Genomic DNA, 26558 nt, shown 5'->3' on the forward strand with positions numbered 1-26558 from the left:
TGTGCTTTTAATGGGGTAAAAGCCTTGGGAATTACTTAAGAATAGCATTATTATTATTATTATTATTATTTAAATTTGATTGGTATTAAAGATGAAAAAATATATTTCACTCTCATTTATTTTCGTTTTATTGGCTTGTCAGCAAAATACTGAAGGCTTAACAACACTGTATTCTTTGCCTAAAAAGTTGAAGGAAGTGTCAGGAATTGTTTTTTTTCCAAAAACGAATCTGCTTTGGACACTAGAAGACAGAGGTAATCCCAATTCAATTTATGCAATAGATGCAGAAGGCAGAATCGAGAAAACCATAACGATTGAGAATACGGAGAATATCGATTGGGAAGACATTACAAAAGATGCCGAAGGAAACTTGTATATTGGCGATTTTGGCAACAATGATAATAAAAGAAAAGATTTAAGCATTTACAAAATTGATAAAAACGCATTATCTACTGAAAGTACAAATCCTGTTTATAAAATTTCATTTGCCTATCCGGAACAAAAAGATTTTCCACCAAAAAAAACAGAAATGTTTTATGATGTTGAGGGTTTTTTTGAATTTAAAAATAATTTCTATCTCTTCACTAAAAACCGAAGTAAAGGGTTTGACGGTACTGCTTTTTTATATAAAATTCCCAATACACCAGGCTTTCATCAAGCCGTTTTGATGGGAGAATTTAAAACTTGTACGAATTATAATCATTGCGCCATAACTAGTGCAACTATAAGTCCAGACGAAACTAAAATTGCTGTTTTGACCCATGATAAAATTTTCATGTTTGAAAATTTTAAAGATGATAATTTTTTAAAAGGAACCAAAACAGTACTCCAATTAAACCATTTTTCTCAAAAAGAAGCTATTTCTTTTAAGGACAACGATACATTATTCTTTGCAGATGAAAGAACTAAAAGTGTTGGAGGCAGCGTCTATGAAGTCAGTATCAGAAAGCTAAAATCCAAATCCTAAACCAACAACAAATCGAGCTTCCTCACCTGCACTTTTAAAATATGTCATTCTGGCTGTCAATACATTCAATCCATTGAGCCAAACTCCACCACCAAAAGATTGGTGCCATTTGTCCGAATTGTCGTCTTTTTGCCAAACTCTACCGTAATCAAAACCACCTAAGATGCCGTAAGACATGGGTAAAATACTCCTTTTAATTTTTCCTAGATTCCAACGTAAGTCACTGCTTTGGTAAAAAGATTGGTTTCCTAAAAAACGTTCGTTTCTAAAACCCCTCAAATCATAATCGCCTCCTAAAGTAGCGCCTTGGTAAAAATCAAAATTGCCATTTAATAACACTTTTCCTTTCAAAATAGTTGCTAAAACTAATTTGCCGTTAGCATCAATTTTGTGATTGAAGTTGAGCTTACTTTCCAAAGTTGGAAAATTTCTTTTGGTGTTGTTCAAATTAACTTTCCAACTTGCTGCTATCGAAAATCCCATTCCAATGGAAGGAAATGATGGAATATCATAATTATCAAAACTGTATTTTAATGTTGCTCCAGCAAATTGTTGGTTTTCAAAAACGGAAGGACTAATAGTTCCTGACATAGCTATAAAGCGATTCATAGTTTCTTCAATGGTGATGCTTTCAAAACTGGTTTGAAAATTGATTTCGCTGCCATAGAGCCCCACTTTTTTAATGGATGGTAAAACTTTTAGCATGCGTATGCGCACTCGATTGAAGTCTTTTCCGAAAATTTCGTCATTATTAACAGTCTCATTTCCATACCCAAAATAATTAATAGTGAAATTTGGACTTGTAAATTGACTTTTTAAATCTAAATCCCATTTGCCAATTAATTTTGGAAAATGAGCATTATAGGTAAGTTCATAACCCTTTGTGGCAAAAAAGTAATTGGCCTTAAAAGTGTGTTTTTGTGTGTATGGATTTTGATTGAAATTATTAACAGTGTAGTTTGTAATAAAACCTAGTTTTACTCCATCATCTGGATTAAATCCCATATTTGGTAATCCTGAAAAAACATTGTATTTCGGCTTTTCATAATCATAAAGACTGGTTTCATAGTCGTCTGACATCTTAACTTTAGTTTTTGAATCTAAAGTATACATGTTTGCTTTTGATTTAAAATCATGAATTTTTACCTTTTTTCCGTTTTCTACTACGTAGGAATCATTATTTTGTCCTCCAATCAATCGAATGTTTATTGCGGATTTTGCCGTTCCTTTTACTTCAAAAATATCGTCGTCATCTAATCCGTAAACCCAGATATTTTTGGTTTTTGGGGATGTGAAATCTTTGGTGTATAATAATTCTTCACCTTCCTTTTTTAATCGATATACTTTGATTTCAAGTTTGTTTTTTGCTATTCGTTGTAGTATAAATTTGTCTTTTTTATCGGTGCCAACAATCAAAATAGTTTTTTGTAATACTTTATAGTACTCTGATGCGTAACGCTGTAGCTGGTTTTTTCGTGCTTTTAATTTAAGTTTAATATCGTCAACACTTTCATCCATAACAGCAACCGGCAAATTATGAAAAGCAGCATCTATGTCAGCATCTGAAAGGTTTTCCTGGATGTATTTTGCTTGTTTAAGCCAATCATTTTCATCAGAAGTTTTAAGAAAAGCGAGGTCTAACGGATAAGGCTCTCGGTTGAGCCATTTTACATTTTTTATGTCTTTTTTAAATGTCTGCATATGACGTAATAGCGGCATATTCATCAATAAAGAAAGTAAGGCACCATCGTATTTCGTAAACACTTGATCTCTGTCACGAGGAATAGGTTTGTAAGTAATTTTTTCGCCGTATTTATATTCTCCCCAACGCCATTGATCTTCATGTCTGTCCCAGTCTCCAATGAGCATGTCAAATAAGCGAGCTTTTATGTAAGCACTTTCATCTACTGTATATTTTTCATCTTTGTGAAGATTTTTCATTAAATCATCCGTGCTGATAATCGCTGGAGGATTTCCAAAACTCTTTACTGCTATTTGACTATCCGTTGGACGCTCTTCTACCATGTATAATTCATCTCCGAAATCAGCATTAAAATGACTCAATGCTTTATGTTTTGGAATATAATACAGTACAGGATTGGTATGTGCAACGCCAATTTTTTCAGCTAAATTGCCAACTGTAAAAGGCATATAAGGATGGGCAGTTGTATAAAAGTCAAATAAGAAATTTTCTGCATAAGTATCCTCAAACTCATTTGCTATGAATTGATCTTTGAATGCTACTGATTGCAGAAAACGGGAGGCACTTTTTTTCAATGCCCGCATGACATATTCTTTTCCATCTTTATCAATGAGTTGCAACGATCGTGACTGATGGCCACCACCTGCACGTTTTGGTTTTAAACCGCCAAAAAGAGTATCAATAGTAGCTGTTTTTACTTCTATTGGTAAACTATAGTATTTTCGAAAATGCTTTCCAAAAAGAAATGTATAGAATCCGTTTTTTTTAGTTTGTCGTTCTGAATATATTGTCGTTGTGGTAGTTTTATCGAATGATGTTTGAAATTTTTTTGTGCTGTAATCATCCTTCTCATTTAATACCAATTGCTCATAAATGAGTTTTTCTTTATCGTTTTCATTACCATAAAAAGAAATTTTAGCAGCCCCATTTTCATAAACAGCTAATCTAGCATATCCATTTCGACCATAAGAAAAATCATTAGGGTAAATTGCTTTTGCAGCCTCTGATTTAGAACCGGCACCACTGATAATTTGTTTAATATTATCTTTTTCAATATATTGTAAATTATGATCATGACCTGACACCACAATAACATTATCGTTATCTTGTAACAGCGTTTTTACTCTTTTGGTAAAAAGTGCATATTGTTTATTTTGAATGTCTTGTGGACTCGCCCCAGATGTTTTTCGTATAAGATTTAGTAAAGAACCTAAAACGGGTAGCGGAATTTTTTGTTCCAATGGAAAAAGTTGTTTCTCTACTGAAAACTGGCCACCATGTGATCCATTAGTCATCAAAGGATGATGAACCGCCAGAATAATTATTTTTTCTTGGTTTTTATTCAGAACACTTTCCAACTCGACAAAAAATGCTTCTCTAGTTTTGATAGTACAGTCATCATTTATTGTTGGACTTTTATCCCAATCTTCCAAAAACCATTGGCTATCGATAGTTATGAGTGTCAGGTTCTTATTTATTTCTAAATCATCGATACCACAGCTTTTTCTGGGAAGGAATGATTTTTTATCGTTGAGGTATTCCGTTACAAATTTAGCCTGTCGTTCTAATCCTTTAATTCCGCTGTACCAATCATGGTTACCAGGTATAAAAATAGTTTGTCCTTTGAAAATTTTGGATAATTTGAGTTGGTTTGTCAATTTACTTTCGGCAATAATTCGTTCATTTGGATGGTCAGCAGTAGGCAATCCTTTTGGATAAATATTATCACCAAGAAATAAAAGAGTACTGTTTTTATTTGTTTTTTTTAATCGTTCTTCCAATAAACGTAGTGTTTGCTGCGCTTTTTTTTCATTGGCATTACCTGCATCACCAATTAAATAAAAGGTATGCGCAATTTTAGAACTGTCTGTTGCGTTTTGGGTAACCGGATTATTGATGTTTTTTCCAAATTGTGCATGATGAGTTGCACATGATTGAAAAATAAGTCCCGTAAACAATAATATAAAACCTGCTTTATTGAAAGTAATAAAACAATTATCCGAAAATAATTTCATAATTTAGTAGTATAAAAATATGTCCATGAATCTAATAGAACAGGCCAAAGATTTTGTTGATAAATTGTTCAAAGATAAACTTTCTTCCTCATATACCTATCATAATCTAAATCATACAATTGATGTTGTTGCGGCGGTCAATATACTCGTTGATGCTGAAAATATAGACCCTTCCGATAAAGAGATTTTGCTCCTTGCAGCATGGTTTCACGATACGGGATACATTAAGGGTTGTGATAATCATGAAGAGTCTAGTGTAGTAATTGTGACTGATTTTTTAAAAGAGAAAGGAAAATCAGCGACTTACATAGAGAAAGTGGCTGGTTTAATTCGTGCTACAACCTATGGATATGTGCCGAAAACACTTGTTGAAAAAATAATCAGGGATGCGGATCATTACCATCTCTCCAGTGATGAATACACAGTAACCTGCAATGCTTTGCGATTAGAATGGCAAAGTATGAGTGAAAAGACGTATTCCGATGCCGATTGGGTTATTGAAAATTTAGATTTTTTAACACACAAACATCACTATTATACGGATTTTGCCTTGAAAATTTGGCAACCATTAAAGGAGAAAAATATAAAACGGCTACAGAAAAAAAGGAACAAAATGGAATTGAATAATAGTAAAGAATTTGATAAAGAATTAAAAAAACGAGAAAAGGAAGAAAAACCAGATCGCGCGATTGATACTTTATTTAGGGTAACATTGAATAATCACACTACTTTGAGTGGTATTGCCGATAGTAAAGCTAATATATTACTGTCTGTAAATGCCATTATTATTTCCATAGCACTTTCTACCTTAATTCCCAAATTAGACAGTCCAAGTAATTCTCATTTGATGATTCCTACTTTTATCATGTTAATGTCCAGTGTGATTACCATTATTTTTGCAATACTTTCTACACGACCAAAAGTGACCAAAGGTTTTTTTACCCGACAAGATATCGAAGACCAAAAAGTGAATTTACTTTTCTTTGGAAATTTCTATAAAATGCCTTTAAATGAGTATCAATGGGCAATCAACGAAATGATGAAAGATAGAGGGTATTTGTATAATTCGATGATCAAAGATTTATATTTTTTGGGAGTCGTTCTCGAAAAAAAATACCGTTTATTGAGAGTCGCTTATAATTTTTTTATGATAGGAATTATTATATCCGTTGTTGCTTTTGTAATTGCCTTCAAAATGGTTAAACTTTAATTTAATTCGTCCAATAAGTCCTGATAGGAATAGTTTTTTTGATTTTGCTCCGTGTTTTTATTGCAGACTTTTACCCGGATAGCTCTTAGGCCTGAGACTCCTTGTAACTCTTCCACTTCAAATTGTTCAATTGCAGGTTCTAATATTTTTTTGAATTGTAAAAACTTGATGTAATTCAAATATTCGGTTTCCTCATTATTGTGCGAATAAACAATAGTGATTTTTTCTTTCTCGGTAATCCGTTCTTTGGTTCCTTTGATATTGGCTTTGTCAATGCGTTTTTTAACGACTTCGTAGCGGGCATTGTATGTGCCATCGACATCAAAACGTTTTTCATCCATTCTGAATCGGATGGAAATGGGAGAACTAAAAACTAAAATCAATGAAGTTACATCGAGTTCGTACGGTAAAGAAAATTTGAGATGGTGGTGTTCCATTTCCATTTCGCATAAGGTTTGCAACTGCCACAACCTTAAATTATGGAGGTACAATGTGTTAAAAGGTTTTGATGGAGCAATAGAAGATCCAATATAAAGATTGTGTTCTACACCATCCGTTTTGAAACGTTCGTAATAATGAGGATATATTTTTTGTGCTTCGGCTTGTTTTTTATCCAAAATAGAAGCTAGTTTTTTATTGATAATCGACATGGCGTTATCAAATTTCTTTCTGGAATGATAAAACATTCCTGATTTTTCATCGAGACTCTCAAAATAATTTTTTTCTAGAATTACTCCGGTCGAATCCGTTTTGGTGTTTCTTAAAATTGGATGAATTTCATTTTCAATATACAGCTGAATTTGCTGTTCTGTATCTGCTTTCAATGGAAATTCAAGTTGTTTCAGAAGGGATTGCAGTTCAAATTTTCGTTGTTCCAATAAAACTAAATTGGTCTTTGATTTTTGATTTTTGAAAATATGGATAAGGGCTTTTAATTGGCTTTTTAAATCTTCTTTTACGGTTTCATTTCGGTGATTGGAAGATCCTTTAATATCTATTTGTCCATATAAAGGATAGACTTCTTTGAATACAATTTCTTTGAAAATATAATCTCTGGTCTGAGTTTGAAAATATTTCTGAGCCTCTTTTCGGAATTTCCAATATACACTTGGATGGATGGCCGTGTATTCTCTCTGAATTATCGCCTCAATTTGGTTTTGCATATCCGTATTGTAACGTTCCACCGTATCAATTAAATAAGGTAAAATCAAGTCTAATTTACTGGCATTAATACTGTTCAGGTCTCTTGGACTTGCAGAAACGAGTTCTACAACTCCCAAAAGGATTCCGTTTTTTATAATTGGTGCAAAAATACAACTTTGAATATTTTGTTTTAATAAATGATTGCCAAGTATTTGGTTTCCGGGTTCGAGTGCAAATTTCTCAACATTAGAAATGGATAGGACTTTATTGTTTTCCAATAAATTTTCAAAAGAGCAACCCAACAGTGCATTTTTGCAAGTTACTTCTTCTGTGTTAGACAGGATAAAACTAGTCAGACTGGTATCATTCAAACTAGGTTTTACAAATTTATCTTCCTCTGCATTGTAAATAATTACGCCAACTCTTAAATCGGCTATTTTGAAAATGGAACGAAAAATGGATTCGAAATTTTCTTGTAGCGCTATTTGTTCTCTTTCTGGTTTCAAGAGATTACTTTTCAACTTAGAAATGGAACTTTCGGTAGTTGCATCAAAAAGAATAGCAATGCCAAAACCTTTTAGAATCCAACTCTCAACCGGAAATTTCTCTTTCCATAAAGCAAGGTCATCATAATTATCCATCAACAAATCGATGTCGTCTTGTGATAGTTTTGGTGATTTATCAGTTGCAATTATTTCTAAAAAATCAGCATTGTACAAAATACGGTACTGATTCATAATTCCTTTTTTGTTTGGAATATCGTAAAATAAAGGTTTGTTAAAATCAATTTTCTGACCATAAAATTCATTCAAAATCAGCGTACAACTCATAACATAGAATTGATGTTCGTCAAAATCACGAATCGCCATGTCAAATAATACACCTGCTTCGTTTACTATTTTTTTGAAGCGTTCGGTGTAATTAAAAGTAAAATTCTGAAACGGAATCGTAACTGCTTTGATTTCATTGTTCGTTAAAGCGGTCGGGAACAAATCAGCCAGTAAATGTTGGATTAAAGTTTCGTTTTCGTGAATTAAATCCAAATTTTCTATGCCAGTTCTAAATTCAGGAAAGGGCTTAATTTCTTTAAGTAATGCTTTGGCATAATTCGCTCGATAATCTACATTGCTAATGGCAATTTCTTCCAAAGCTTCGATAAGCTTATGGAATGAAATCAAGGTTTTGAACGGACTTTCTTTGAAAAAATTAGGCGTCATTTTTTATTGGCTTTTGGAGTCGTAAATTTACAAATAAACCAAATTTGAGAGGTTGATTTTTGCGTTTATTTCAAAAAAAATCTCCAACTACTTTCGTAATTGGAGATTGATATATTTTTAATTATCGCTCTTTAAACTGCGACAGAATACTAATTACTGCATGCTAACTTTTCTCTTCTTTGTTAAAATAAACTAAGTAATAATACATTTGTTTTTCCTCGTCCCAGCCTTTTTCAACATATTTTTCGGCACTTTCAGGATTGATGAAATCCATTTTGATTTGAATGTGCGTATCTAAATTAATGACGTTTTTGATTGATTTTCGGGCATCAGAAACGGCGGCATTAGCAATAGGAAAAGTGGTTACATCTTCAATGCTGTACTTTTCTCCTTTGTCCATTTTGTAGTTTTTAAACTCTGGAATAAGGTCTGGATTGTCTAATACTTCATTTAAAAATTCTGTCTCTTCAAATTCATCGTTTTTTGCAAAATAGTTTACCGAACGGTTCATAAACATTACTTCTTCTTTCTTGTCCTCGGCAGGGAAAACGACATCTTTCGCAAAGTTCTGACAGAATTTAAGGTATTTTTTAGTGATAAAGTTTTCGTCCTCAAAAGCATCTACAGATAAGAAATGCTCTAGCCAATATCTGGCATCATAGCGGTTACTGTCAACCGTTAAGATTTTGTATCCTTCTTCTTTTTTGTAATTAAAGATAATACAACCTTTGTCTAGCTTATTCAAACTGACACCTTGTTGTAAAATCATTTCTAAGTGTGTTGCTTTTTCTTCAAATTGCAAAAAATCCGCTTGTATTTCACTTTTGAAAATCCCTATAGCATCCACCACATTATTATCAATGCTCACGTTCGTTAAATAAGTAACATAAACTTCACCGTTCTTGATGTGAGGATGGTTGGACTGCTCAAATAAGTGCGTAGTAATTTTTTTAGAAACGTCATGAATCGTACTTGGATTATCAAAAACTTCCGTTGCAAATTTGAACATATCATTATAGTCTAAATCAATTTCATGGGCGAACTGAAAATAGTTTTCTTCTTTTTCCCTAAAAGGTTTAAAGAAAAATTCTTTCATCAAAGGCACAATCTCATCATTCAGATTAAACGGTTGCTCCGATAAAAAAATAGCTTCGTTTCTACTTTTATTACCCACTCTGTGAATGGATAAATTTTCGATGTGTGTGTTATATAAGTTGATCATTTTTTTTATAAGGTTCAAAGGAGCAAAGAGACAAAGATACTAAGGTTTTAAATTCCCTCTTTAATTTTTCGAGTGAATGAACTTAACATTCTTTCTATTTCTCTGCTTTCTCCGTATATTTTGTTAAATTGAATTTCGTTGGTATATTTTAAATTGAATGATATTTCAAGTTGTGTTTGCATTTCGAATAATGAAGCTATCGCAATATTCAAAAATTTCAAATAATCTTTGTTACCGTCTCTGCCATATCCTTCAGCAATATTACTTGGAATTGATATTGAACTTCTCCTGATTTGTGAAGTCAAACCGTAAATTTCTTCTTTTGGAAATGAATTTGTTAACTGGTAGATATCCGTAACTAAAATCATAGATTTTTGCCAAATTAATAAGTCTCTAAATGTACTCATACCTCTTTATTTTAAAAGCCTTTGAATCTTTGTATCTGAAAATTAATTCCAGTTCTCCTCAAATCCATAGTCTTCAAAACTGTCATCGCCCTCAAACATATCCAAATCATCTTCGTCTAAGCCATCTTCAAATTCATCATTGTAATCATCTGCATTGTCTGATTCAAAGTTTTTTTCCATCGCTTCGTCAGGCATTTCTCCATGAGAAAAAATAGTTTCCGGATATAAATTACCGACAACTTGATCTTCTACGGCAGCAAGTTCAACAAGGAACGTCCACATATTGATGAAGTCGTACACATAAAGAATTTTGGTATTTTGCTTATCTAAAATATCTGATAATTGGTAATCGCTCATGATTTTTTGTTCGCCTGGAACATCACCGGTATCAAAAAGTGAAATCTCGTCTTCTTGATTCCAAGTTTCATCACAAGTATAAAAAGAAGCCACTTCCATTCCGTCAAAACCAAAGGAATTGAAAATAGCATTGTGTAAATCTTCTAAAGTATCGTCCTCAAGTATTGCAATGTCTCTAAAAACATCTTCTTCCGCGTCTAGAATCACTCTAAATTTATAAACCATAATCTTTGTTTTTATTGAAAGCCCAAAGGTAAAATATAATTTTAGATTTAGATTTCAGATTTTCGATTTGTTGATAATATTTTTGCGTATAGATTCATTTAAGAATGGAGCTAATAGGAAGTTCAGCCAAGTCAGGATATTAAGTGGAAATAATATTTATAAATTAGAATTTTGATTAGAATGATATCATTTTAATAGTTTTTTACTCGTCTGTTTTATTTTTAAAGATAGTAACGACTCTTTTTCTAAATTGATGGTATTTTTTATGATTTGGATATAGTCTACTGTGTGCCATGTTGTTAAAAATTAAAGCAACGGCAAGTAAAATAAGTACACCGCTCAAAACAGGAGAAAATACATACCAATAGCCCAGATTTTTAATTTTTTCAGAACCAGCTATTGCAATCAAAGCGGTGGCTCCGCCTGGAGGGTGTAATGTTTTAGTCATTTGCATAAAAACGATAGATAGAGAAACAGCAAGCGGAGCGGTTAACCAAACTATATCCGGAACGAATTTATATACTGAAACCCCAATAATTGCAGAAATCAAGTGTCCTCCAATAAGGTTTCGGGGTTGTGCCAATGGACTTTGAATGACACCATAAACCAATACACTGGATGCGCCAAAGGAACCGATTAAATAAACCACATCAGATTGTGGTAATGTGTGAGATTGTAAATATGCTATTATTCCAATGCCTATAAAAGAACCGAGAAAAGCCCAGAAATGTTCTTTGAAATCAACCAAAGTTTCTTTATACAGAATGTATTTGGTTTTACGATATTTCCTTTTTATTTTTTGAACTGGCATGGATAATTATTTTACTAAACTTGGAGAATAGGTGTAAACGGTGAACGGATAAATCATTTTAGCCGTGTATTTTGAAATCAAACAAACTACTAGAATTGGAAGAAACAATGTATAATCATTGGTTAAACCACAAACCAGAAATAGTGCTGTGAAAGGCGCATGAATACTGGCACTCAAAACGGCTGCCATTCCTATTATGATGAAGTTTAGTGGAATTATATTGGCATTGAAATATGTGTTGAGAATCAATGCAAGTAATAATCCTAAAAAAGCACCAATAAACAAACTTGGAGCAAAAACGCCGCCATCTCCTCCTGAAGCTAAAGTGGCTGATGTTACAATAGGTTTCAAAACTAAAATTCCAATAAAAGTAAGTACCATTGAAACTGAAAGTACCATCCCATTTGGATTAATAAAAATAGTTTTGATGGCATGATATCCTTCGCCATAAAGCTGAGGAAATACAAAAAGAGAAACGCTTAAAATCACAGATCCGAAGATGATTTTGAAATAAGGCACTTTTATTTTCGAAAATTGTTCTTTGAAAAATAACACGCAACGGGTTAAATAAACCGAATTTATTCCTGCAATAATTCCAAGAAGTACAAAGTAGGGAATAGCTCTTAAATGCCAAATCATATTATGTACTGCAAATAAAGGTTTTTCGTCCAACAAATAAATAAGTCCAAAAGCGATTGAAACTGCTATCAAGTTTGTTAATACAAATGCCCGAGTTACTTTTCTGGAGATTACTTCAAGTGAAAATAAAAGACCGGCAATTGGACTACTGAATAATGCAGTAATTCCGGCCGCTACTCCCGCACAAATTAACTCTGTTTTATATTGTCGGAATACATTTTGTTTCCTTTGCGCAACAGAACCAATCGTCGCCGAAGCGACAACTGTTGAAACTTCTATTCCGGTAGAGCCACCAAAAACAACGGTCAAAAAGCCGTTAATAAAATGGGAAGGGATTTTATAACTGGGTAAATTCTTCGAATTGGAATTAGTGCTTTCAAAAACTTCTTTTATGCCTTTGTTTTCTTTTTTCTTGAATAAATATTCGCGCAGAAAATAAATAATTGACAATCCAAAAACGGGAAAAATAACTAAAAATATTGGATTAACTACCGTTTGATGAAAAAAGATTTCTTCATAATATTCGGTTGTGTTTTTTAAAATAACACCTAAAAAAGCCGCTAGAAAACCAATTAGTATGGATACAATAACTAGTTTTTGAACTTTAATGAAGCGATAATTTTTTTTAATTTGTGTGGTATTGTTCATTTGAAAAAAGTAATGTGTCTGAGTATTACAAAATTAAAGAAACAAAATCAGATTTGAATTGAAAAAAAGGTTAGACTATTTTCTTTTACGATTTTGGTAGTATTTTTACTTTTTTGCAAACAAAAACGATTTATTTTTCATAAAATTCTATTGGTAAATTATCTGGATCTGCGATAAAGAAGAATTTTTTTTGAGTAAATTCATCTACACGAATTGCTTCTGCAGTTATATTTTTATTCACTAAATAATCTCGTGTTTTTTGAATGTCATTCACTTCAAAAGCTAAATGACGCATACCAGCCGCTTCAGGCGTGGAAGGACGTTTTGGCGGGTTTGGAAATGAGAATAATTCTATCACATATTCTCCGTTAAGTGCCAAATCAAGTTTGTACGATTGTCTTCCTCACGGTAAATTTCCTGAATTATTGTTAGTCCTAAAACGCTCGTGTAGAACGTTTTTGATTTTTGATAATCGGAACAAATAATAGCGATATGATGAATCTTATTGAGTTGTAGCATTTGTATTTTAATTAAGAAAGCCTAATCGGTTGATTAGGCTTTAGTTTTTTATTTTTTTGCATCGGAACAAAGTCCCACAATTTCATGGAAAGTGTCGTGTAAATCAGTAATTGATTTCACAATTGCGGCATCGGCTCCATTAGACTTCACTAATTTATGCAGTGCTTTGCTTTTTAGTTGTAATCGTTCCGCTGAAGCTAAAATTGCATCAGTTCTAAATTCTGTTGGAATATCTGATTTTAATAACATCGCTGCTTTGTTCATCATTTCTTCCGAACGTGCTTTTATTGGAGCCAAATTTCCTTCTTCTGCAGGATGGAAAGTTTGCGACATTACTTCGTGAAATTCTTTTATGGCAGGCCATTTATCAAAAGTGGATTGTGCCGAAACAGAGTTTGCGACAACAATAAGTGCCAAGACTAAAAATGTTTTAAGATGTTTCATTATGATTTGTTTAAGTTGTTATAACAAAGATAGGAAAATTTAGTTTTGAGAAATTGTAATTCCAATATTCATTATTCATTCAATTTCCGAATCACTTTTGCCGGATTTCCTACCGCCAAAGAATTGTCAGGAATGTCTTTTGTAACCACAGAACCTGCGCCAATAACACAACCATTTCCAATGGTAATACCCGGACAAATAACGGAATTTCCGCCAATCCAGCAATCATCGCCGATGGTTATTGGCAATGCATTTTCTAGTGTTTTTCTCAGTTCAGCATCCAGCGGATGTGTTGCGGTGTACAATTGAACGCCCGGAGCAAAAAATACATTGGAACCTATAGTGACTTTTGCGCAGTCCAAAACGACACAGTTTACATTGAAATAGACATTTTCTCCACAACTGATATTATATCCGTAATCGCAAAAAAATGGAGGTTCAATGTAAAGATTTGCTCCTGCATTAGGAATGAGTTCTTTTAGAATTTCCCGTGCTTTTTTGGTTACTCTGTATTCGGTAACATTTAATCGGTGGAGTAAATTTTTAGATTTTCGTCTGTCTTTTACTAAAACAGGATCGCCTGCCAAATAATATTCTCCGGCAATCATTTTTTCTTTTTCGGTTATCATAGTTTATAAATTTGAGCAAAACAAATTGCGGTATATGTTGTTACATTTTAGTTTTGGCAATTTTAGAATGAATTTTCAGTGTTTCTTGCAAAGCAGCACTTCCATACCAAAGCGTTAATTCTGCTTCCAGAAGTTTCGATTGTACCGCAGGATCTGTCGCCACAAATGTTTTGGCTTCTTCGATACTGCTGGCATTAAAAATATAAATACCTCGATAATTTTTATCATTTTTCATAAAAGGGCCTGCCACAACCAGCTTTCCTTCCACGGCCAATTTACTGATGTTAGCCATGTGTCCTTCAAATAATTTTTGAGTTTCCTCTTTAGTTGCGGTTGTATTAGTTCCTGTTTTTAATAAACAAAAAACATATTTTTTCATACCATATTTATCTGCATTCAGGGATTTTGCCAGTTTTTCATCAAATGTGGGTGTATTTTCCTGAGAGAATATTGTCGTGCTAAAGCAAAGTAATACAAGTAAAAAGATAGATTTTTTCATTTTTTCAGAATTTGAATGTACACAAATTTAAGGTTTTTCATTATATGGTAATAAAATTATCATTAACAATACCAATTAAATAGAAAACAAACGGTTTTACAAAATCAGCCACAGATTCACAGGTTAAAATTATATTATTGGCAATAAATAGGACCTTATTTATTACCTGTTTTTTTAATTATTTCAATTTCTAAAAGGAATCAAATTATAAATCAGTGGCAGAAAAAACACTAAGATGTTTTGCAGAGGTCATAAAATTTATTGATTAAACAACTCATCCTATAATTTCAACAGTTCAGTATTAACTTTTTCTGTTTCTGATTTTTGCGATAGATATTTGCTTTATCAAAATCAAACATCATGAAACCATCATTTACTCAACAATCCAATCATTTGAAAAGAAGCCTTAAATCGATTTTCACTTTTGCAATTCTATTATTCAGCCTGACTATTTTTTCACAAAATACAATTTCAGGGAAAGTGGTGGATGAGAAAGGGAAACCGGTTTCTGGCGCTAATGTTTTTATAGAAGGGACTTATGATGGCGCCTCAACAACCGAAACGGGTGATTTTAGTTTTACGACTACTGCAAAAGGAAATCAAACTTTGGTAGTGAGTTTCCTGATTTATGAGACTTCTAAAACAGTGATTGATGTGGCTACTTTCCAAAATAAAACCATCAAATTACGAGAAAGTGTTACATCGCTCGATGCGGTTGTTATTACGGCCGGAACATTAGAAGCCGGTGACAAAGCCAGAGTTTCGGTTTTGAAACCATTGGATATTGTAACAACTGCTGGTTCTGCGGGAAATATTATTGCGGCTTTGCAAACGTTGCCGGGAACACAAACGGTAGGTGAGGACGGAAGATTGTTTGTTCGGGGTGGCGAGGCCAATGAAACACAAACTTTTATAGATGGAATTCGGGTGGCGCAACCGTATGGCGCAAGTACAAATAATTTGCCAACACGAGGTAGGTTTTCTCCTTTTCTGTTCAGTGGAATGTCTTTTTCTACAGGTGGTTATTCAGCGGAATATGGCGAAGCGTTATCGAGTGTTTTATTGTTGAATACACAAGATGAGCCAGACCAAAATAAAACCGAAATATCATTAATGACTGTAGGTTTAGGTATTGGAAATACCCAAAAATGGAAAAAAAGTTCGTTGAGCGTCAATGCGAATTACCTCAATTTAGCACCATATCAAGCTGCTATACCTCAAAACGTGGATTGGAACAGTCCTTTTCAATCGTTGTCAGGAGAAACGGTGTATCGCTATAACTTCAATAATGGAATTTTGAAAGTCTACGCTGCTTTTGATTCGTCTAAATTTGACATTAATCAGGAAAATATCAATTCGCCTGAGAAAATCAGAGTGGATTTAAATAACAATAATTTTTATTTGAATTCGTCTTACAAAGGCGTTTTTGGGAACAATTGGCAAATTACTTCTGGATTGAGTTATGGCTACAGCAACAACAAAATAAATTTAGATTCAGATAAAGTGGCGAATGATGAAAATACAGCTCATTTGAAATTAAAATTAAGAAAAAGCTTTTCAGAAAGAGTGAAACTTTCCTTTGGAGCGGATTATTTTGCGACCCAATTCAATGAAGATTTCAACGAAAATTCAGGTTTGGTTTTCACCAATGGGTACGATTCGAACATAGCAGCTGTTTATACTGAAGCTGATATTTTCTTCTCTAAAAAATGGGCTGCCAAAATAGGGGTAAGGGCTTCGAATAATGATTTGCTTGACGAAACTGCTATTTCACCTCGAATTTCATTTGCGTATAAAATGGCTAAAAATAGTCAGTTTTCATTTGCGTATGGCGATTTTACCCAAACTCCAAGTGCGGAATACATCAAATATTCCAACAACAATCAATTTGAAAGCGAAAAAGCTTCGCATTACATTTTGAATTTTCAGTACAGTAAAAACGGAAAAACATTTCGTGCTGAAACCTATTACAAAGACTATCGTGATTTAGTAAAATTCGACACCCAAATGGCAGCGTATAATTCGGTTTACGATAATTCAGGATCTGGTTATGCGAAAGGTCTGGATTTGTTCTGGAGAGACGGAAAATCAATCAAAAACTTAGAATATTGGGTTTCCTATTCGTACATCGATACGGAGAGAGATTATAAAAATTTCAGTTCTCAAGTCACACCAAGTTTTGTTGCGGATCACAGCTTGTCAATCGTCACTAAATACTGGATAAATGATTGGAAATCGCAAATTGGTTTCACGAATTCCTACAGTTCCGGGCGTCCCTACAACAATCCTAACGAAACGAAATTCATGAATGGAAAAACTAAATCGTACAACAGTTTGAGTTTCAATTGGGCGTATTTATTGAGTCAACAAAAGATTTTATATTTCTCAGTCTCCAATGTTTTAGGTTCTCAGAATGTATTTGGATACGAATATGCTAACAATCCAGATAATGTAGGCTTTTACAACAGAAAAGAAATTATTCCTACTGCAGATCGTTTTTTCTTCGTAGGATTCTTTTGGACAATTAGTAATGATAAAAAAGACAATCAGTTGAGGAATTTGTAAAGGTTCAAAGAAGCAAAGATAGTAAGGTTCAAAGACTGCGAAACTTTAACTCTGTTACTTTGAACCTTTGAACCTTTGCAACTAAAAAAAATACAATTCATCCATCAAATTCTACAGTTCAGTATTTATAAATTTTAAACCAATAGAAACCGATATACTTTTGAAGTATAAATTAATTAGAAAGTTTCAATCATCAAAAAAATAACCATTTAAAACCAAGAAATCATGACTAAAATTATCACAACAATCGCATTTTTTATTTGTAGTTTAGTATCTGCTCAAGGGCAATTCGAACAAGGAATGGGGAAAGCGTTCCAGTTATGGGGCGAAGGAAAAAACACCGAAGCTTCGGATTTATTTGAAAGAATTTCCGCTGCGGAAAAAACAAGTTGGTTGCCTAATTATTACGTTGCATTAGTAAATACTACAACTGCTTTTAGAACCAAGGATAAAGATCAAATGACTTTATTACTTTCTAAAGCACAAAAATCATTGGATATAGAAATGGATAAAAATCCAAATAATGCCGAATTATTGGTGATGCAAGCGATGATTCATACTGCTTGGATTGCTTTTGACCCAATGACAAACGGGCAAAAATTATCCGGAACGGTTATGGAATTGTACGGAAAAGCACAGGCAATTGCTCCGGAAAATCCAAGAGTTGTTTTTGGTAAAGCCGAATTTGAAATTGGTGGTGCTCAATTTTGGGGAACCGATACCAAACCAATGTGTGCGCAAATTGAAAAAGCTATTGGACTTTTTGCTACTTTTAAACCGGAAACACCTTTCTCTCCAAAATGGGGTTTAGAAAGAGCTTTAACAGCACAGAAGAATTGTAAGTAAATCTATTGATTGTTTCTAATTATTCGTTTTTAAGAAACAAAATAGAGAATAGTAACTATTGAAAAAAAGAGAATGATGTATATAAAACCACATTTACTTAAAGCTTTATTTATTGGGGTTGTGATTTTTTTAGTATCCCTTCTAATTGAATTTATTTCAGTTGGGAATGAGGTTTTTAGCCCTAGATTATACGTTCACTTTTTATATTGCATGCTTTACAGTGTTGCATTGTATCTTGTTAACGCAGCGTTGTTTGTATTTTTGGACAAAGTTTTTAAAGATAATATTTATGCTGTAAAGCGAATAATTATTGGGTTTGTCGGCTCTTTTCTCATTTCCTTATTTACAATTTTTTTACTTCGTATCTTTTTGAACGTTATAGTAGAAAAAAAATCAATGACAGATTTTTTAGCAAATGAAACTCCTTCAAATTACATTGAATCGTCAATTATCACTTTCATCATATTATTAGGAGTTCATGCTTTACATTTCTACAAAGCGTACAATGAAAATAAAGTCAAAGAACAGAAAATCATCGCAGGAACAGCAAATGCGAAGTTTGAAAGTTTAAAGAACCAAATTGATCCTCATTTTCTTTTTAACAGCCTTAATGTCTTAAGTTCTTTAATTGAGGAAAATCCAGACAATGCGCAGCGATTTACAACCTCGTTATCCAAGATTTACCGCTACGTTTTGGAACAAAAAGACAAGGAATTGGTTTCGGTTGAGGAAGAACTGGCTTTTGCCAAAACCTACATGAATTTATTAAAAATGCGTTTTGAGAACAGCTTGTTTTATGAAATGCCCACAACTGCAATTTCGGCTGAAGCCAAAGTCGTACCGCTTTCTTTACAGCTTTTATTGGAAAATACGGTGAAGCATAATGTGGTTAGTGAGCAAAGACCCTTGCACATCAGGATTTTCGTGGAGGGCGATTATCTGGCGGTTCAAAACGATTATCAAAAGAAAGAATTTTTGCAAGATCGACAAGGAGTTGGGTTGCAAAATATCGTTAACCGATATGGAATCATCTCCAATAGAAAAGTTCTGATTGCTCAAAATGAACAAACATTTACGGTTAAAATACCTATTTTAACAAAACAAATTACGGTTATGGAAACAACGACGACCACCAATGAAAATAGCGCTTATTACAGAGCCAAAAAACGAGTGGATGCACTCAAAGGATTTTACGGGAACTTGATTTCTTACTGTTGTGTAATTCCATTTTTAATCTTCATCAATTTGACGTTTTCGCCCCATTTTCAATGGTTTTGGTTTTCTGCAGCCGGATGGGGATTTGGATTAACGATGCATGCTTTCAAGGTTTTTGGTTACAGTTCCAATTGGGAACAAAGAAAAATTCAGGAAATTTTGCGCAAAGATGAGCATAAACAAACTTGGAAATAAGAATCACAGCATTTTAAACGTAGAAAAATTTAAATAAAAAATCATGGAAAATACATATCAAAATGAAGAGCGCTATTTTGAAGCGAAAAAACAAGTGGAAGAAATTAAAGGTTTCTATGGGAACTTGACTGCCTATATTGTCTTTAATATTGCTTTGCTAATCATAAATTTAGTAACATCTCCGGAGCATTTATGGTTTTTTTGGCCAATGTTAGGATGGGGAATTGGAGTGATTTTTCATGGTATGAAAGTCTTTAACTATATGCCGTTTTTTGGTAAAGATTGGGAAGAACAAAAAATTAAGGAGTTTATGGAAAAAGAAAATAGGAGAAAAGATACTTGGACATAAATTCACAATTTTTCTATTACAATTTAATTACTTTTTTAAAAAATAAATGTCAGTTAATAACATCGAGATGAAAAGAAATTTTAATTCTGAGTTTGGAGAATTTCAGCCGGAAGATAAGTACGCTGCCGCCCAGCGGGAAGTGAAGCGATTGAAAGGTTTCTATACGCATTTAGTAGTGTATATAGCCGTAAACATAATGATCGTATTCATTAATATTAGAGATTTAGATCCAGGAGAAAGCTATTTCAAATTAGAGAATTTCTTCACGGCATTCTTTTGGGGAATAGGAATAGTGGCGCACGGATTTTCTGTTTTCTTGCCCAATTGGATTTTTGGAAGAAACTGGGAAGAGAAAAAAATAAAAGAGTTGATGGAGAAAGAAAAAAGTGAAAAATGGGAGTAAGATAAATGTTCAATATTCAGTAAAACCTCTAACTTCCATTCTCTATTTTCTAACCACTAACTTAAAAAATGAAAACAATAATAATTGAAGACGAAAAACCAGCTGCCAGATTGCTGCAAAGAAAACTGGAAAAACTAAATATTCAAGTAGGAGTGATGTTGCATTCCGTTGAAGAAGCACTTGATTGGTTTTCTAAAAATGAGCACCCGGATTTGATTTTTCTGGATATTCAATTGTCGGATGGGTTGTCATTTGAAATATTTGAAAAAGTTGAAATTAAGAGCGCCGTAATTTTCACGACCGCTTATGATGAATATGCGCTTCGTGCCTTTAAATTAAATAGCATCGATTATCTTTTGAAACCCATTGACGAAGATGATCTCGAAATTGCAGTCGCTAAATTCAAGTCGCTTTTGCCAAAACAGGAAACACAACCACAAAGCTTGGGAATCGATTTTGAGCAAATCAAAAGAATGTTGATCAATCCGTTTGAGAAAAACTATAAAAAACGATTTACGGTAAAAATAGGCCAACATTTGAAAGTGATTTCGATAGATGAAATCGAATGTTTTTTTAGCGAAAATAAAGGCACTTATTTGCATACTTTTGACAATAGGAATTATTTAATCGAATGTACTTTGGAACTTTTAGAGCAGGAATTGGATCCTGCAGATTTCTTTCGAATCAGCAGAAAATTTATAATTCCGCTGAAAGCAATCAAAGAAATTGTTGTGTACAGCAACTCTCGTTTGAAAGTTATTTTGCCCTCTTTTAAGGATGAAGATGTGATTGTGAGTAGAGAAAAAGTATCCGATTTTAAGACGTGGATTGGGTAGTTTTAGAGCACAAAAAAAACTGTTTCAAAGAGACTCAGAAAATCCTAAAAGGAAATTTTTGAGTCTAACAATTGAAACAGTTTAAGTACCTTTAGGATTTAAAAATTAATCAAATAATGATTTAATTTCTTTTTGTGTCTTGCCTAATTTTTGTTGTAATTTACCCCACATTTCATCTTCTTTACCTTCCTCGTATAGTAAATCATCATCCGTCAAATCGGCAAATTTCTGTTTAAGTTTTCCTTTCAACTCATTCCAGTTTCCTTCAATCTCTTTTGAATTTGGCATAATATCTAAGTTTTAAATTACTATTTGTTCTTTACAAATTTGATGATTTTAAGCTGTTTGATTGTTATACAATTCTGTGAATCTGTTGTATAATTCCTATAGATGGGATTGTCTAATATGTATTGAGGGGATTTATTAAATCGAAATATATGTTAAATTATAACTACAAGTGTTTGATTCTAAATTAATGGTAATGAGAAATTTGTGTTTTGGATATAGATATTCTCTATGATGAATTTATACCTTAAAAAACGTCTTGCGAATGCCAATTAGTACAAAAATCAATACCGTGAAGAGAATGAAAAAAGGGATGATATAATTGATTAGACCTGATGGTAACATAATTGCTATAATTAATAACTGAAAGCCTAAACCATAAATAGAAACCAAAGTCATAAACCAGTTAGGAAAGGTTTTTACTTTGTATGCATCTTTATCGAGAAAGTGAATTATCTTGTCAAATGTTCCATAAACGATAGTGTAAATACGAAACAAAATATCGACCGATTTTTGCGTTTCTCCTGGTAAAGCTCTTGGTGATTTGTACTCAAAAATTTTACTTGTCGTATCTCCGCCAACGGATTTATTTCGTAAAATCACATAGTAATAATTGTATAAAGTTCCTTGTAATTGAATACCAATAAAGGCCAAAATAGTTAGCCAAAATGATGTTTTTGAGACATAACAAATCGTCATTAAAAAGAGAAAATTCAGGATGATATCGAATACGCTGTCCAAGTATCTTCCGGTGTAAGAAGGTGTGTTTTTTAAGCGAGCCAGTTCACCATCGGCAGCATCAATTCCAGATTTAAGCAAGATGAAAAAAGTTGCTAAAAAGTAAGATCCGTCCAGAATACAATAAATTGCTATCAGACCGGAAATACCAAAAAGTAACGTAACATGAATGGGAGTAAAGCGGGTATTTTTTAATTGATTGGCTAGGAACTTTCCAAATGGTCTTCCATAATCTGATAAATCTAAAAATTTATCTTGAGCAGCAAGTTTAGACATTTATGTTTATGAACAAAGAAATGCGACAATATAGTCAGGTGTATTCGTTAGTATGTTTTTATTTTGATAATCGATGTAAAGTGAATGTCATTGCTGTCAGTAAAAAGAAAGCCATTACTTGGTGTAATAATCCCAACCAAAGTGGAACACTGTAAAGCAACGTAAAGACACCTAATGTGAATTGCAAAAATACGATTAATACCAAGATGTTGATTCCTTTTTTCTGTAACGAGGAAAGAGTGTGTTTTTTACTGGTGAAATAAAGTGCAAGAATCAATCCAACTACAACATATGCCATGGTTCGATGTACAAACTGAACGCCGCTTTTTCCTTCGATTAGATTCAGAAATAAGGTGCTTTTCTCTATGAAAACACTGTCGTGAATGAATTGTCCATCACTCATTAATGGCCAGTGATTATGAATTAAACCCGCATTTAAACCGGCAACAAATCCGCCATAAATAATTTGTAATATTAAAACTATGAATGTAACGCGTGCTAGTTTTCGCAATGGAAGTATAACTGTCGCTTTGTTTGGATAGATTAAATCCAAAGCGACCCAAAGTGTGTAAGCAAACGTTATAAAGGCAAATGTGAGGTGTAATGCCAATCTAAAATGACTTACGTCCGGATTATCAATTAAGCCACTGCGAACCATGAACCAGCCCAAAAATCCTTGAAAACCGCCCATGAAAAGCAAAACAACACATTTTTTGATTGTTTCTGTCGAAAGACGTTTCTTGAACAAGAAATACACAAATGGAACTATAAATGCTAATCCAATAATGCGTCCTATAAAACGGTGAAACCACTCCCAAAAATAGATGAATTTGTAATCGCTTAGCGTAAAATTATTGTGGATATTGATTTTTTGATATTCAGGAAATTTTTTATATTCTTCAAAGGCTTGTGACCATTTTTCCTCTGTCAGTGGCGGAAAAGTATCCGTAACTAAATGCCAGTCGGTCATTGATAAACCGGAATTTGTCAATCGGGTAATTCCTCCCACTACAACCATCATAAACAATAATAAGCATCCTGATAACAACCAAATGATAACGTAATTATTCTCTTTTTTCATTGTTTGAAATTAATTTGTACAAAGATATTTGAAATGTAATTAATTGTTAATTCAACAAGCGTTAATCTTTAATCCAATTTTTGCTGCTCTTTTTAGCATAAATTGGTATGCTGCTTCATATTCATTCGGAATTTCTCCTTCCAGAATAGCTTCTTTTATAGCTTCTTTCAGCATTCCAATTTCTTTTGAAGGCTTTAAGTTGAATTTTTCCATAATTTCTTCACCTGATATTGGTGGTTGAAAATTACGTACCTGATCACGCTCTTCGACTTCCACAATTTTCTTGCGGACGATTTCGAAATTATTATGGTATTTCTTGAACTTATTAGGGTTTTTGGTAGTGATGTCCGCTTCGCATAGTGTCATTAAATTCTCAACATCTTCTCCAGCGTCAAAAACCAAACGGCGTACGGCAGAATCTGTAACTGTATCTTGGGATAAAACAATTGGACGCGAACTCATCATCACCATTTTTTGTACAAATTTCATTTTGTGATTCAAAGGCATGTGCAAACGTTCAAATATTTTTTTCGCCATTTTTCCACCAAGAAATTCATGTCCGTGAAAAGTCCATCCTTGTTTTTTATTAAAGCGTTTGGTTGGTGCTTTTCCAATATCGTGTAACAATGCCGCCCAACGCAGCCAAACATCATCCGTATTTGGACAAATATTATCAACGACTTCTAATGTGTGATAGAAATTGTTTTTGTGTGTGTGACCTTCAATTTCTTCAACTTGATTCAGCGCAGTCAATTCTGGAAGAATAATATCTAAAAGTCCAGTTTTGAATAATAGCAAGAATCCTACAGAAGGTTTGTCTGTCAAAAGTATTTTATTCAATTCATCAACAATACGTTCTCCGGAAATGATTTTAATTCGGTCTGCGTTTTTGGTTATAGAGTTCAACGAATTTCCTTCGATTTCAAAGCCTAGTTGGTTCGCAAAACGAATTCCTCTCAACATGCGCAACGGGTCATCAGAAAAAGTAATATCTGGATCCAGAGGTGTTCTGATTATTTTGTTTTTTAAGTCTTCAAGCCCGTTAAAAGGATCGGATAATTCTCCAAAATTTTCAGCATTTAAGGATAAAGCCAAGGCGTTTATGGTAAAGTCACGACGGTTTTGGTCGTCTTCCAGTGTTCCGTTTTCTACAACTGGATTCCTGCTTTCAAAATGATAGGATTCTTTACGAGCGCCCACAAATTCAATTTCGGTATCTTCAAAGCGTAACATCGCTGTTCCGTAGGTTTTGAAAACCTGAACTTTTGGTTTATTAGGAAGTAGTTGAGAAACTTTTAAAGCCAATTCGATTCCGCTGCCAACGGCAACTATATCAATGTCTTTTTTAAAGTCTCTGTTCAAAAGTAAATCTCTAACAAAGCCACCAATCACATAACTGTCAACGTTAAGTTCTTGGGAAGCTTGAGAGATGACTTCGAAAATTTTATTATTTAAGGCTTCTTTATATGAAGTTTTAATGCTCATTTTAAAAATGTTTAAAGTCTAAAGTCTAAAGTTGCTAAACTGAAAACTGGAAACTGAATACTGCAAACTATTTTCGAATCACTTTCACCTGAGAATCGTTCGTCAATTTTATGATTGTCGAAGGTTTACCTGCGATTTTTTCGCGATGCAAATTTACAACATAGTCTACACCTTTTATAATTTCCGGACTAATATCTTTGAAGGCAATAGGAGTAGGCTGTCCGGAGATATTTGCAGATGTTGAAACCAATGGTTTTTTCATTTTTTCCATCAACTTAAAACAAAAAGGCTCTTTTACAATACGAATTCCCAATGAGTTGTCTCCTGAAACTAAATTTGGAGCTACATTTCTTGGCTTGTCCAAGATTATGGTCGTAGGTTTTTCGGATAGATCAATGATTTGCCAGGCTACTTCAGGAATGTCTTTGAAAACATTGTACATCATCTTCTCGCCATTCATCAAAACAATCATGCTTTGCGTTTCGGCTCTTTGTTTGAGTTTGTAAATTTTGGCAACTGCTTCCGGATTTGTAGCATCACAGCCAATTCCCCAAACGGTGTCCGTAGGATAGAGAATGATTCCGCCTTCTTTTATGACTTCGTAGGCTTTATTTATTTCGTCGTTTGTATTCATGGAATTCAAAATAGTTTCAGTTGCAAAAATAACTATTATAACTGGGATTAATCCTAAATTTAATTCTAAATTAGATCGTTTTTATCGATTATATGAGTATTTTTGTATGACTTTTGTACAATCAATTTTACAAATGTATGATGATTTGCTTCTATGTCTTAATTTAATATTTTAGATGATTTTTAAATATTTCTATATTCGAATTTGTTTTTATACATACAAATTGTTGAGGTTAAACTACAAAGAATTCACACTGGCCGAGTCAAAATCCGTTCCGATTATTATAACCAGTTTTAATCAATTTGAATACTTGAGGAAATTAATTAATTTCTTATTGTCAAGAGGTTTTTCACGGATAGTCATTATTGACAATAATTCCACTTATGAGCCTCTTTTAAAGTATTTTGATGAAATTCAAAATGAGGTTACTATTCATAGATTAAATAAAAATTATGGGCATTTGGTTTTTTGGAAAAAATATGATTTATTTGTTAAATATGCTAATGGTTACTATGTTGTAACGGATCCTGACATTGTTCCTTTAGACAGTTGTTTGGAGGATTTTTTAGTAAAATTTCAGTCGATCCTGTCAGCGAACAGAAAACGAACAAAAGTTGGCTTTGGATTAAAAATAGATGATATCCCGCTAACCAATCCTAATAGAGACAAAGTTGTTAATTGGGAATCTAAATTTTGGAAAAAAAATGCTGGAGAAGGGTTTTTTGATGCAGACATCGATACTACCTTCGCATTGTATAAACCTTTTTATCACAGAAAAAACAAGAAGTTTAAATCGGCTTTGCGTACGGATTACCCTTATGTAGCTGTCCATGGAGGATGGTATTTAGACATCAATAATCTTTCCGAGGAGCAAAGTTATTATTTTGAATCGGCCAATAATTCGAGCTCATGGAAGATTGATCAATCGGGTAAAATTGCGAACTCCGATTACGAAAAAAAGTATTAATAGCTAATAGTGTTTTGTTTATTATTAGA

Annotated in this window: 24 protein-coding genes and 1 pseudogene; 9 read left to right on the forward strand and 16 right to left on the reverse strand. The window is 33.2% G+C overall.

Annotation, left to right across the window (positions count from 1 at the left end; translation table 11 throughout):
* The first annotated feature begins 91 nt into the window (after positions 1 to 91).
* Positions 92 to 967, forward strand: coding sequence for an SdiA-regulated/phytase-like domain-containing protein (locus BMX64_RS05140; RefSeq protein ID WP_091166817.1), 876 nt, complete (start codon positions 92 to 94; stop codon positions 965 to 967).
* Here BMX64_RS05140 and BMX64_RS05145 read toward each other — a convergent pair.
* Positions 950 to 4684, reverse strand: a complete 3735-nt coding sequence (locus tag BMX64_RS05145) for a metallophosphoesterase (protein WP_091166819.1) — start codon at positions 4682 to 4684, stop codon at positions 950 to 952. The genes BMX64_RS05140 and BMX64_RS05145 overlap by 18 nt on opposite strands.
* 25 nt (positions 4685 to 4709) lie before the next feature.
* Between BMX64_RS05145 and BMX64_RS05150 the strand changes: the two genes are divergently transcribed.
* The gene (locus BMX64_RS05150; RefSeq protein WP_091166821.1) at positions 4710 to 5894 is read left to right on the forward strand and encodes a Pycsar system effector family protein; all 1185 of its coding nucleotides are present in this window, start codon (positions 4710 to 4712) and stop codon (positions 5892 to 5894) included.
* Here BMX64_RS05150 and BMX64_RS05155 read toward each other — a convergent pair.
* The 10 genes and pseudogenes from BMX64_RS05155 to BMX64_RS05200 all read right to left on the reverse strand — a co-directional run bounded on the left by BMX64_RS05155 (position 5891) and on the right by BMX64_RS05200 (position 14654).
* Positions 5891 to 8254, reverse strand: coding sequence for a GAF domain-containing protein (locus tag BMX64_RS05155; RefSeq protein ID WP_091166823.1), 2364 nt, complete (start codon positions 8252 to 8254; stop codon positions 5891 to 5893). The genes BMX64_RS05150 and BMX64_RS05155 overlap by 4 nt on opposite strands.
* Before the next feature lie 163 nt (positions 8255 to 8417).
* Positions 8418 to 9476 carry a nucleoid-associated protein gene (locus BMX64_RS05160; RefSeq protein WP_091166825.1) on the reverse strand — a complete coding sequence of 353 codons (1059 nt, stop codon included), beginning with the start codon at positions 9474 to 9476 and terminating at the stop codon, positions 8418 to 8420.
* Between the two features lie 47 nt (positions 9477 to 9523).
* Complete coding sequence (locus BMX64_RS05165) at positions 9524 to 9883, reverse strand: four helix bundle protein (protein WP_091166827.1); 360 nt, start codon at positions 9881 to 9883, stop codon at positions 9524 to 9526.
* A 42-nt stretch (positions 9884 to 9925) separates the two neighbouring features.
* Positions 9926 to 10465: an IS1096 element passenger TnpR family protein gene (locus BMX64_RS05170; protein WP_091166829.1), complete on the reverse strand. Its 540-nt coding sequence runs from the start codon at positions 10463 to 10465 to the stop codon at positions 9926 to 9928.
* 202 nt (positions 10466 to 10667) lie between these two features.
* Entirely contained in the window at positions 10668 to 11276 is a 609-nt protein-coding gene (locus tag BMX64_RS05175) for an HPP family protein (protein WP_091166830.1), read from the reverse strand.
* 6 nt (positions 11277 to 11282) lie between these two features.
* Positions 11283 to 12563, reverse strand: coding sequence for a chloride channel protein (locus tag BMX64_RS05180; protein ID WP_091166832.1), 1281 nt, complete (start codon positions 12561 to 12563; stop codon positions 11283 to 11285).
* 130 nt (positions 12564 to 12693) lie between these two features.
* Positions 12694 to 13082, reverse strand: a pseudogene (gloA2, locus tag BMX64_RS05185) (SMU1112c/YaeR family gloxylase I-like metalloprotein).
* Between the two features lie 48 nt (positions 13083 to 13130).
* Complete coding sequence (locus BMX64_RS05190) at positions 13131 to 13526, reverse strand: hypothetical protein (protein ID WP_091166834.1); 396 nt, start codon at positions 13524 to 13526, stop codon at positions 13131 to 13133.
* A 71-nt stretch (positions 13527 to 13597) separates the two neighbouring features.
* Positions 13598 to 14155, reverse strand: coding sequence for a sugar O-acetyltransferase (locus BMX64_RS05195; RefSeq protein ID WP_091166836.1), 558 nt, complete (start codon positions 14153 to 14155; stop codon positions 13598 to 13600).
* 40 nt (positions 14156 to 14195) lie between these two features.
* Positions 14196 to 14654 (reverse strand): YciI family protein, encoded by a 459-nt coding sequence (locus BMX64_RS05200; protein WP_091166837.1) that lies wholly within the window; start codon positions 14652 to 14654, stop codon positions 14196 to 14198.
* A gap of 360 nt (positions 14655 to 15014) precedes the next feature.
* Between BMX64_RS05200 and BMX64_RS05205 the strand changes: the two genes are divergently transcribed.
* The 6 genes from BMX64_RS05205 to BMX64_RS05230 all read left to right on the forward strand — a co-directional run bounded on the left by BMX64_RS05205 (position 15015) and on the right by BMX64_RS05230 (position 21063).
* On the forward strand, positions 15015 to 17219 hold the full coding sequence (locus BMX64_RS05205) for a TonB-dependent receptor (protein ID WP_091166839.1): 2205 nt from the start codon (positions 15015 to 15017) through the stop codon (positions 17217 to 17219).
* A gap of 225 nt (positions 17220 to 17444) precedes the next feature.
* Entirely contained in the window at positions 17445 to 18065 is a 621-nt protein-coding gene (locus tag BMX64_RS05210; RefSeq protein WP_091166841.1) for a hypothetical protein, read from the forward strand.
* A 75-nt stretch (positions 18066 to 18140) separates the two neighbouring features.
* A complete protein-coding gene (locus tag BMX64_RS05215) occupies positions 18141 to 19475 on the forward strand; it encodes a histidine kinase (protein ID WP_091166843.1) in 1335 nt (444 codons plus the stop codon).
* Positions 19476 to 19518: 43 nt separating this feature from the next.
* A complete protein-coding gene (locus BMX64_RS05220) occupies positions 19519 to 19824 on the forward strand; it encodes a 2TM domain-containing protein (protein ID WP_091166846.1) in 306 nt (101 codons plus the stop codon).
* 46 nt (positions 19825 to 19870) lie between these two features.
* Complete coding sequence (locus tag BMX64_RS05225) at positions 19871 to 20227, forward strand: 2TM domain-containing protein (RefSeq protein WP_244273230.1); 357 nt, start codon at positions 19871 to 19873, stop codon at positions 20225 to 20227.
* Between the two features lie 68 nt (positions 20228 to 20295).
* Entirely contained in the window at positions 20296 to 21063 is a 768-nt protein-coding gene (locus BMX64_RS05230; protein WP_091166850.1) for a LytR/AlgR family response regulator transcription factor, read from the forward strand.
* A 105-nt stretch (positions 21064 to 21168) separates the two neighbouring features.
* On the opposite strand, the gene BMX64_RS05235 is transcribed toward BMX64_RS05230, so the two are convergent.
* The 5 genes from BMX64_RS05235 to BMX64_RS05255 form a co-directional block, all read right to left on the reverse strand.
* The gene (locus BMX64_RS05235) at positions 21169 to 21351 is read right to left on the reverse strand and encodes a CsbD family protein (RefSeq protein WP_091166852.1); all 183 of its coding nucleotides are present in this window, start codon (positions 21349 to 21351) and stop codon (positions 21169 to 21171) included.
* A gap of 237 nt (positions 21352 to 21588) precedes the next feature.
* Positions 21589 to 22362 carry a CDP-alcohol phosphatidyltransferase family protein gene (locus tag BMX64_RS05240; protein WP_091166853.1) on the reverse strand — a complete coding sequence of 258 codons (774 nt, stop codon included), beginning with the start codon at positions 22360 to 22362 and terminating at the stop codon, positions 21589 to 21591.
* 58 nt (positions 22363 to 22420) lie between these two features.
* Positions 22421 to 23443: a COX15/CtaA family protein gene (locus BMX64_RS05245; protein WP_091166855.1), complete on the reverse strand. Its 1023-nt coding sequence runs from the start codon at positions 23441 to 23443 to the stop codon at positions 22421 to 22423.
* A gap of 51 nt (positions 23444 to 23494) precedes the next feature.
* Positions 23495 to 24928, reverse strand: a complete 1434-nt coding sequence (locus tag BMX64_RS05250) for a CCA tRNA nucleotidyltransferase (protein ID WP_091166856.1) — start codon at positions 24926 to 24928, stop codon at positions 23495 to 23497.
* Positions 24929 to 24995: 67 nt separating this feature from the next.
* A complete protein-coding gene (locus tag BMX64_RS05255; protein ID WP_091166859.1) occupies positions 24996 to 25562 on the reverse strand; it encodes an L-threonylcarbamoyladenylate synthase in 567 nt (188 codons plus the stop codon).
* Between the two features lie 226 nt (positions 25563 to 25788).
* Between BMX64_RS05255 and BMX64_RS05260 the strand changes: the two genes are divergently transcribed.
* Complete coding sequence (locus BMX64_RS05260; protein WP_167543022.1) at positions 25789 to 26529, forward strand: glycosyltransferase; 741 nt, start codon at positions 25789 to 25791, stop codon at positions 26527 to 26529.
* Positions 26530 to 26558 lie beyond the last annotated feature (29 nt).

Origin of the sequence: Flavobacterium sinopsychrotolerans (assembly GCF_900110375.1) — a bacterium.
In the GTDB taxonomy this organism is placed as follows: domain Bacteria; phylum Bacteroidota; class Bacteroidia; order Flavobacteriales; family Flavobacteriaceae; genus Flavobacterium; species Flavobacterium sinopsychrotolerans.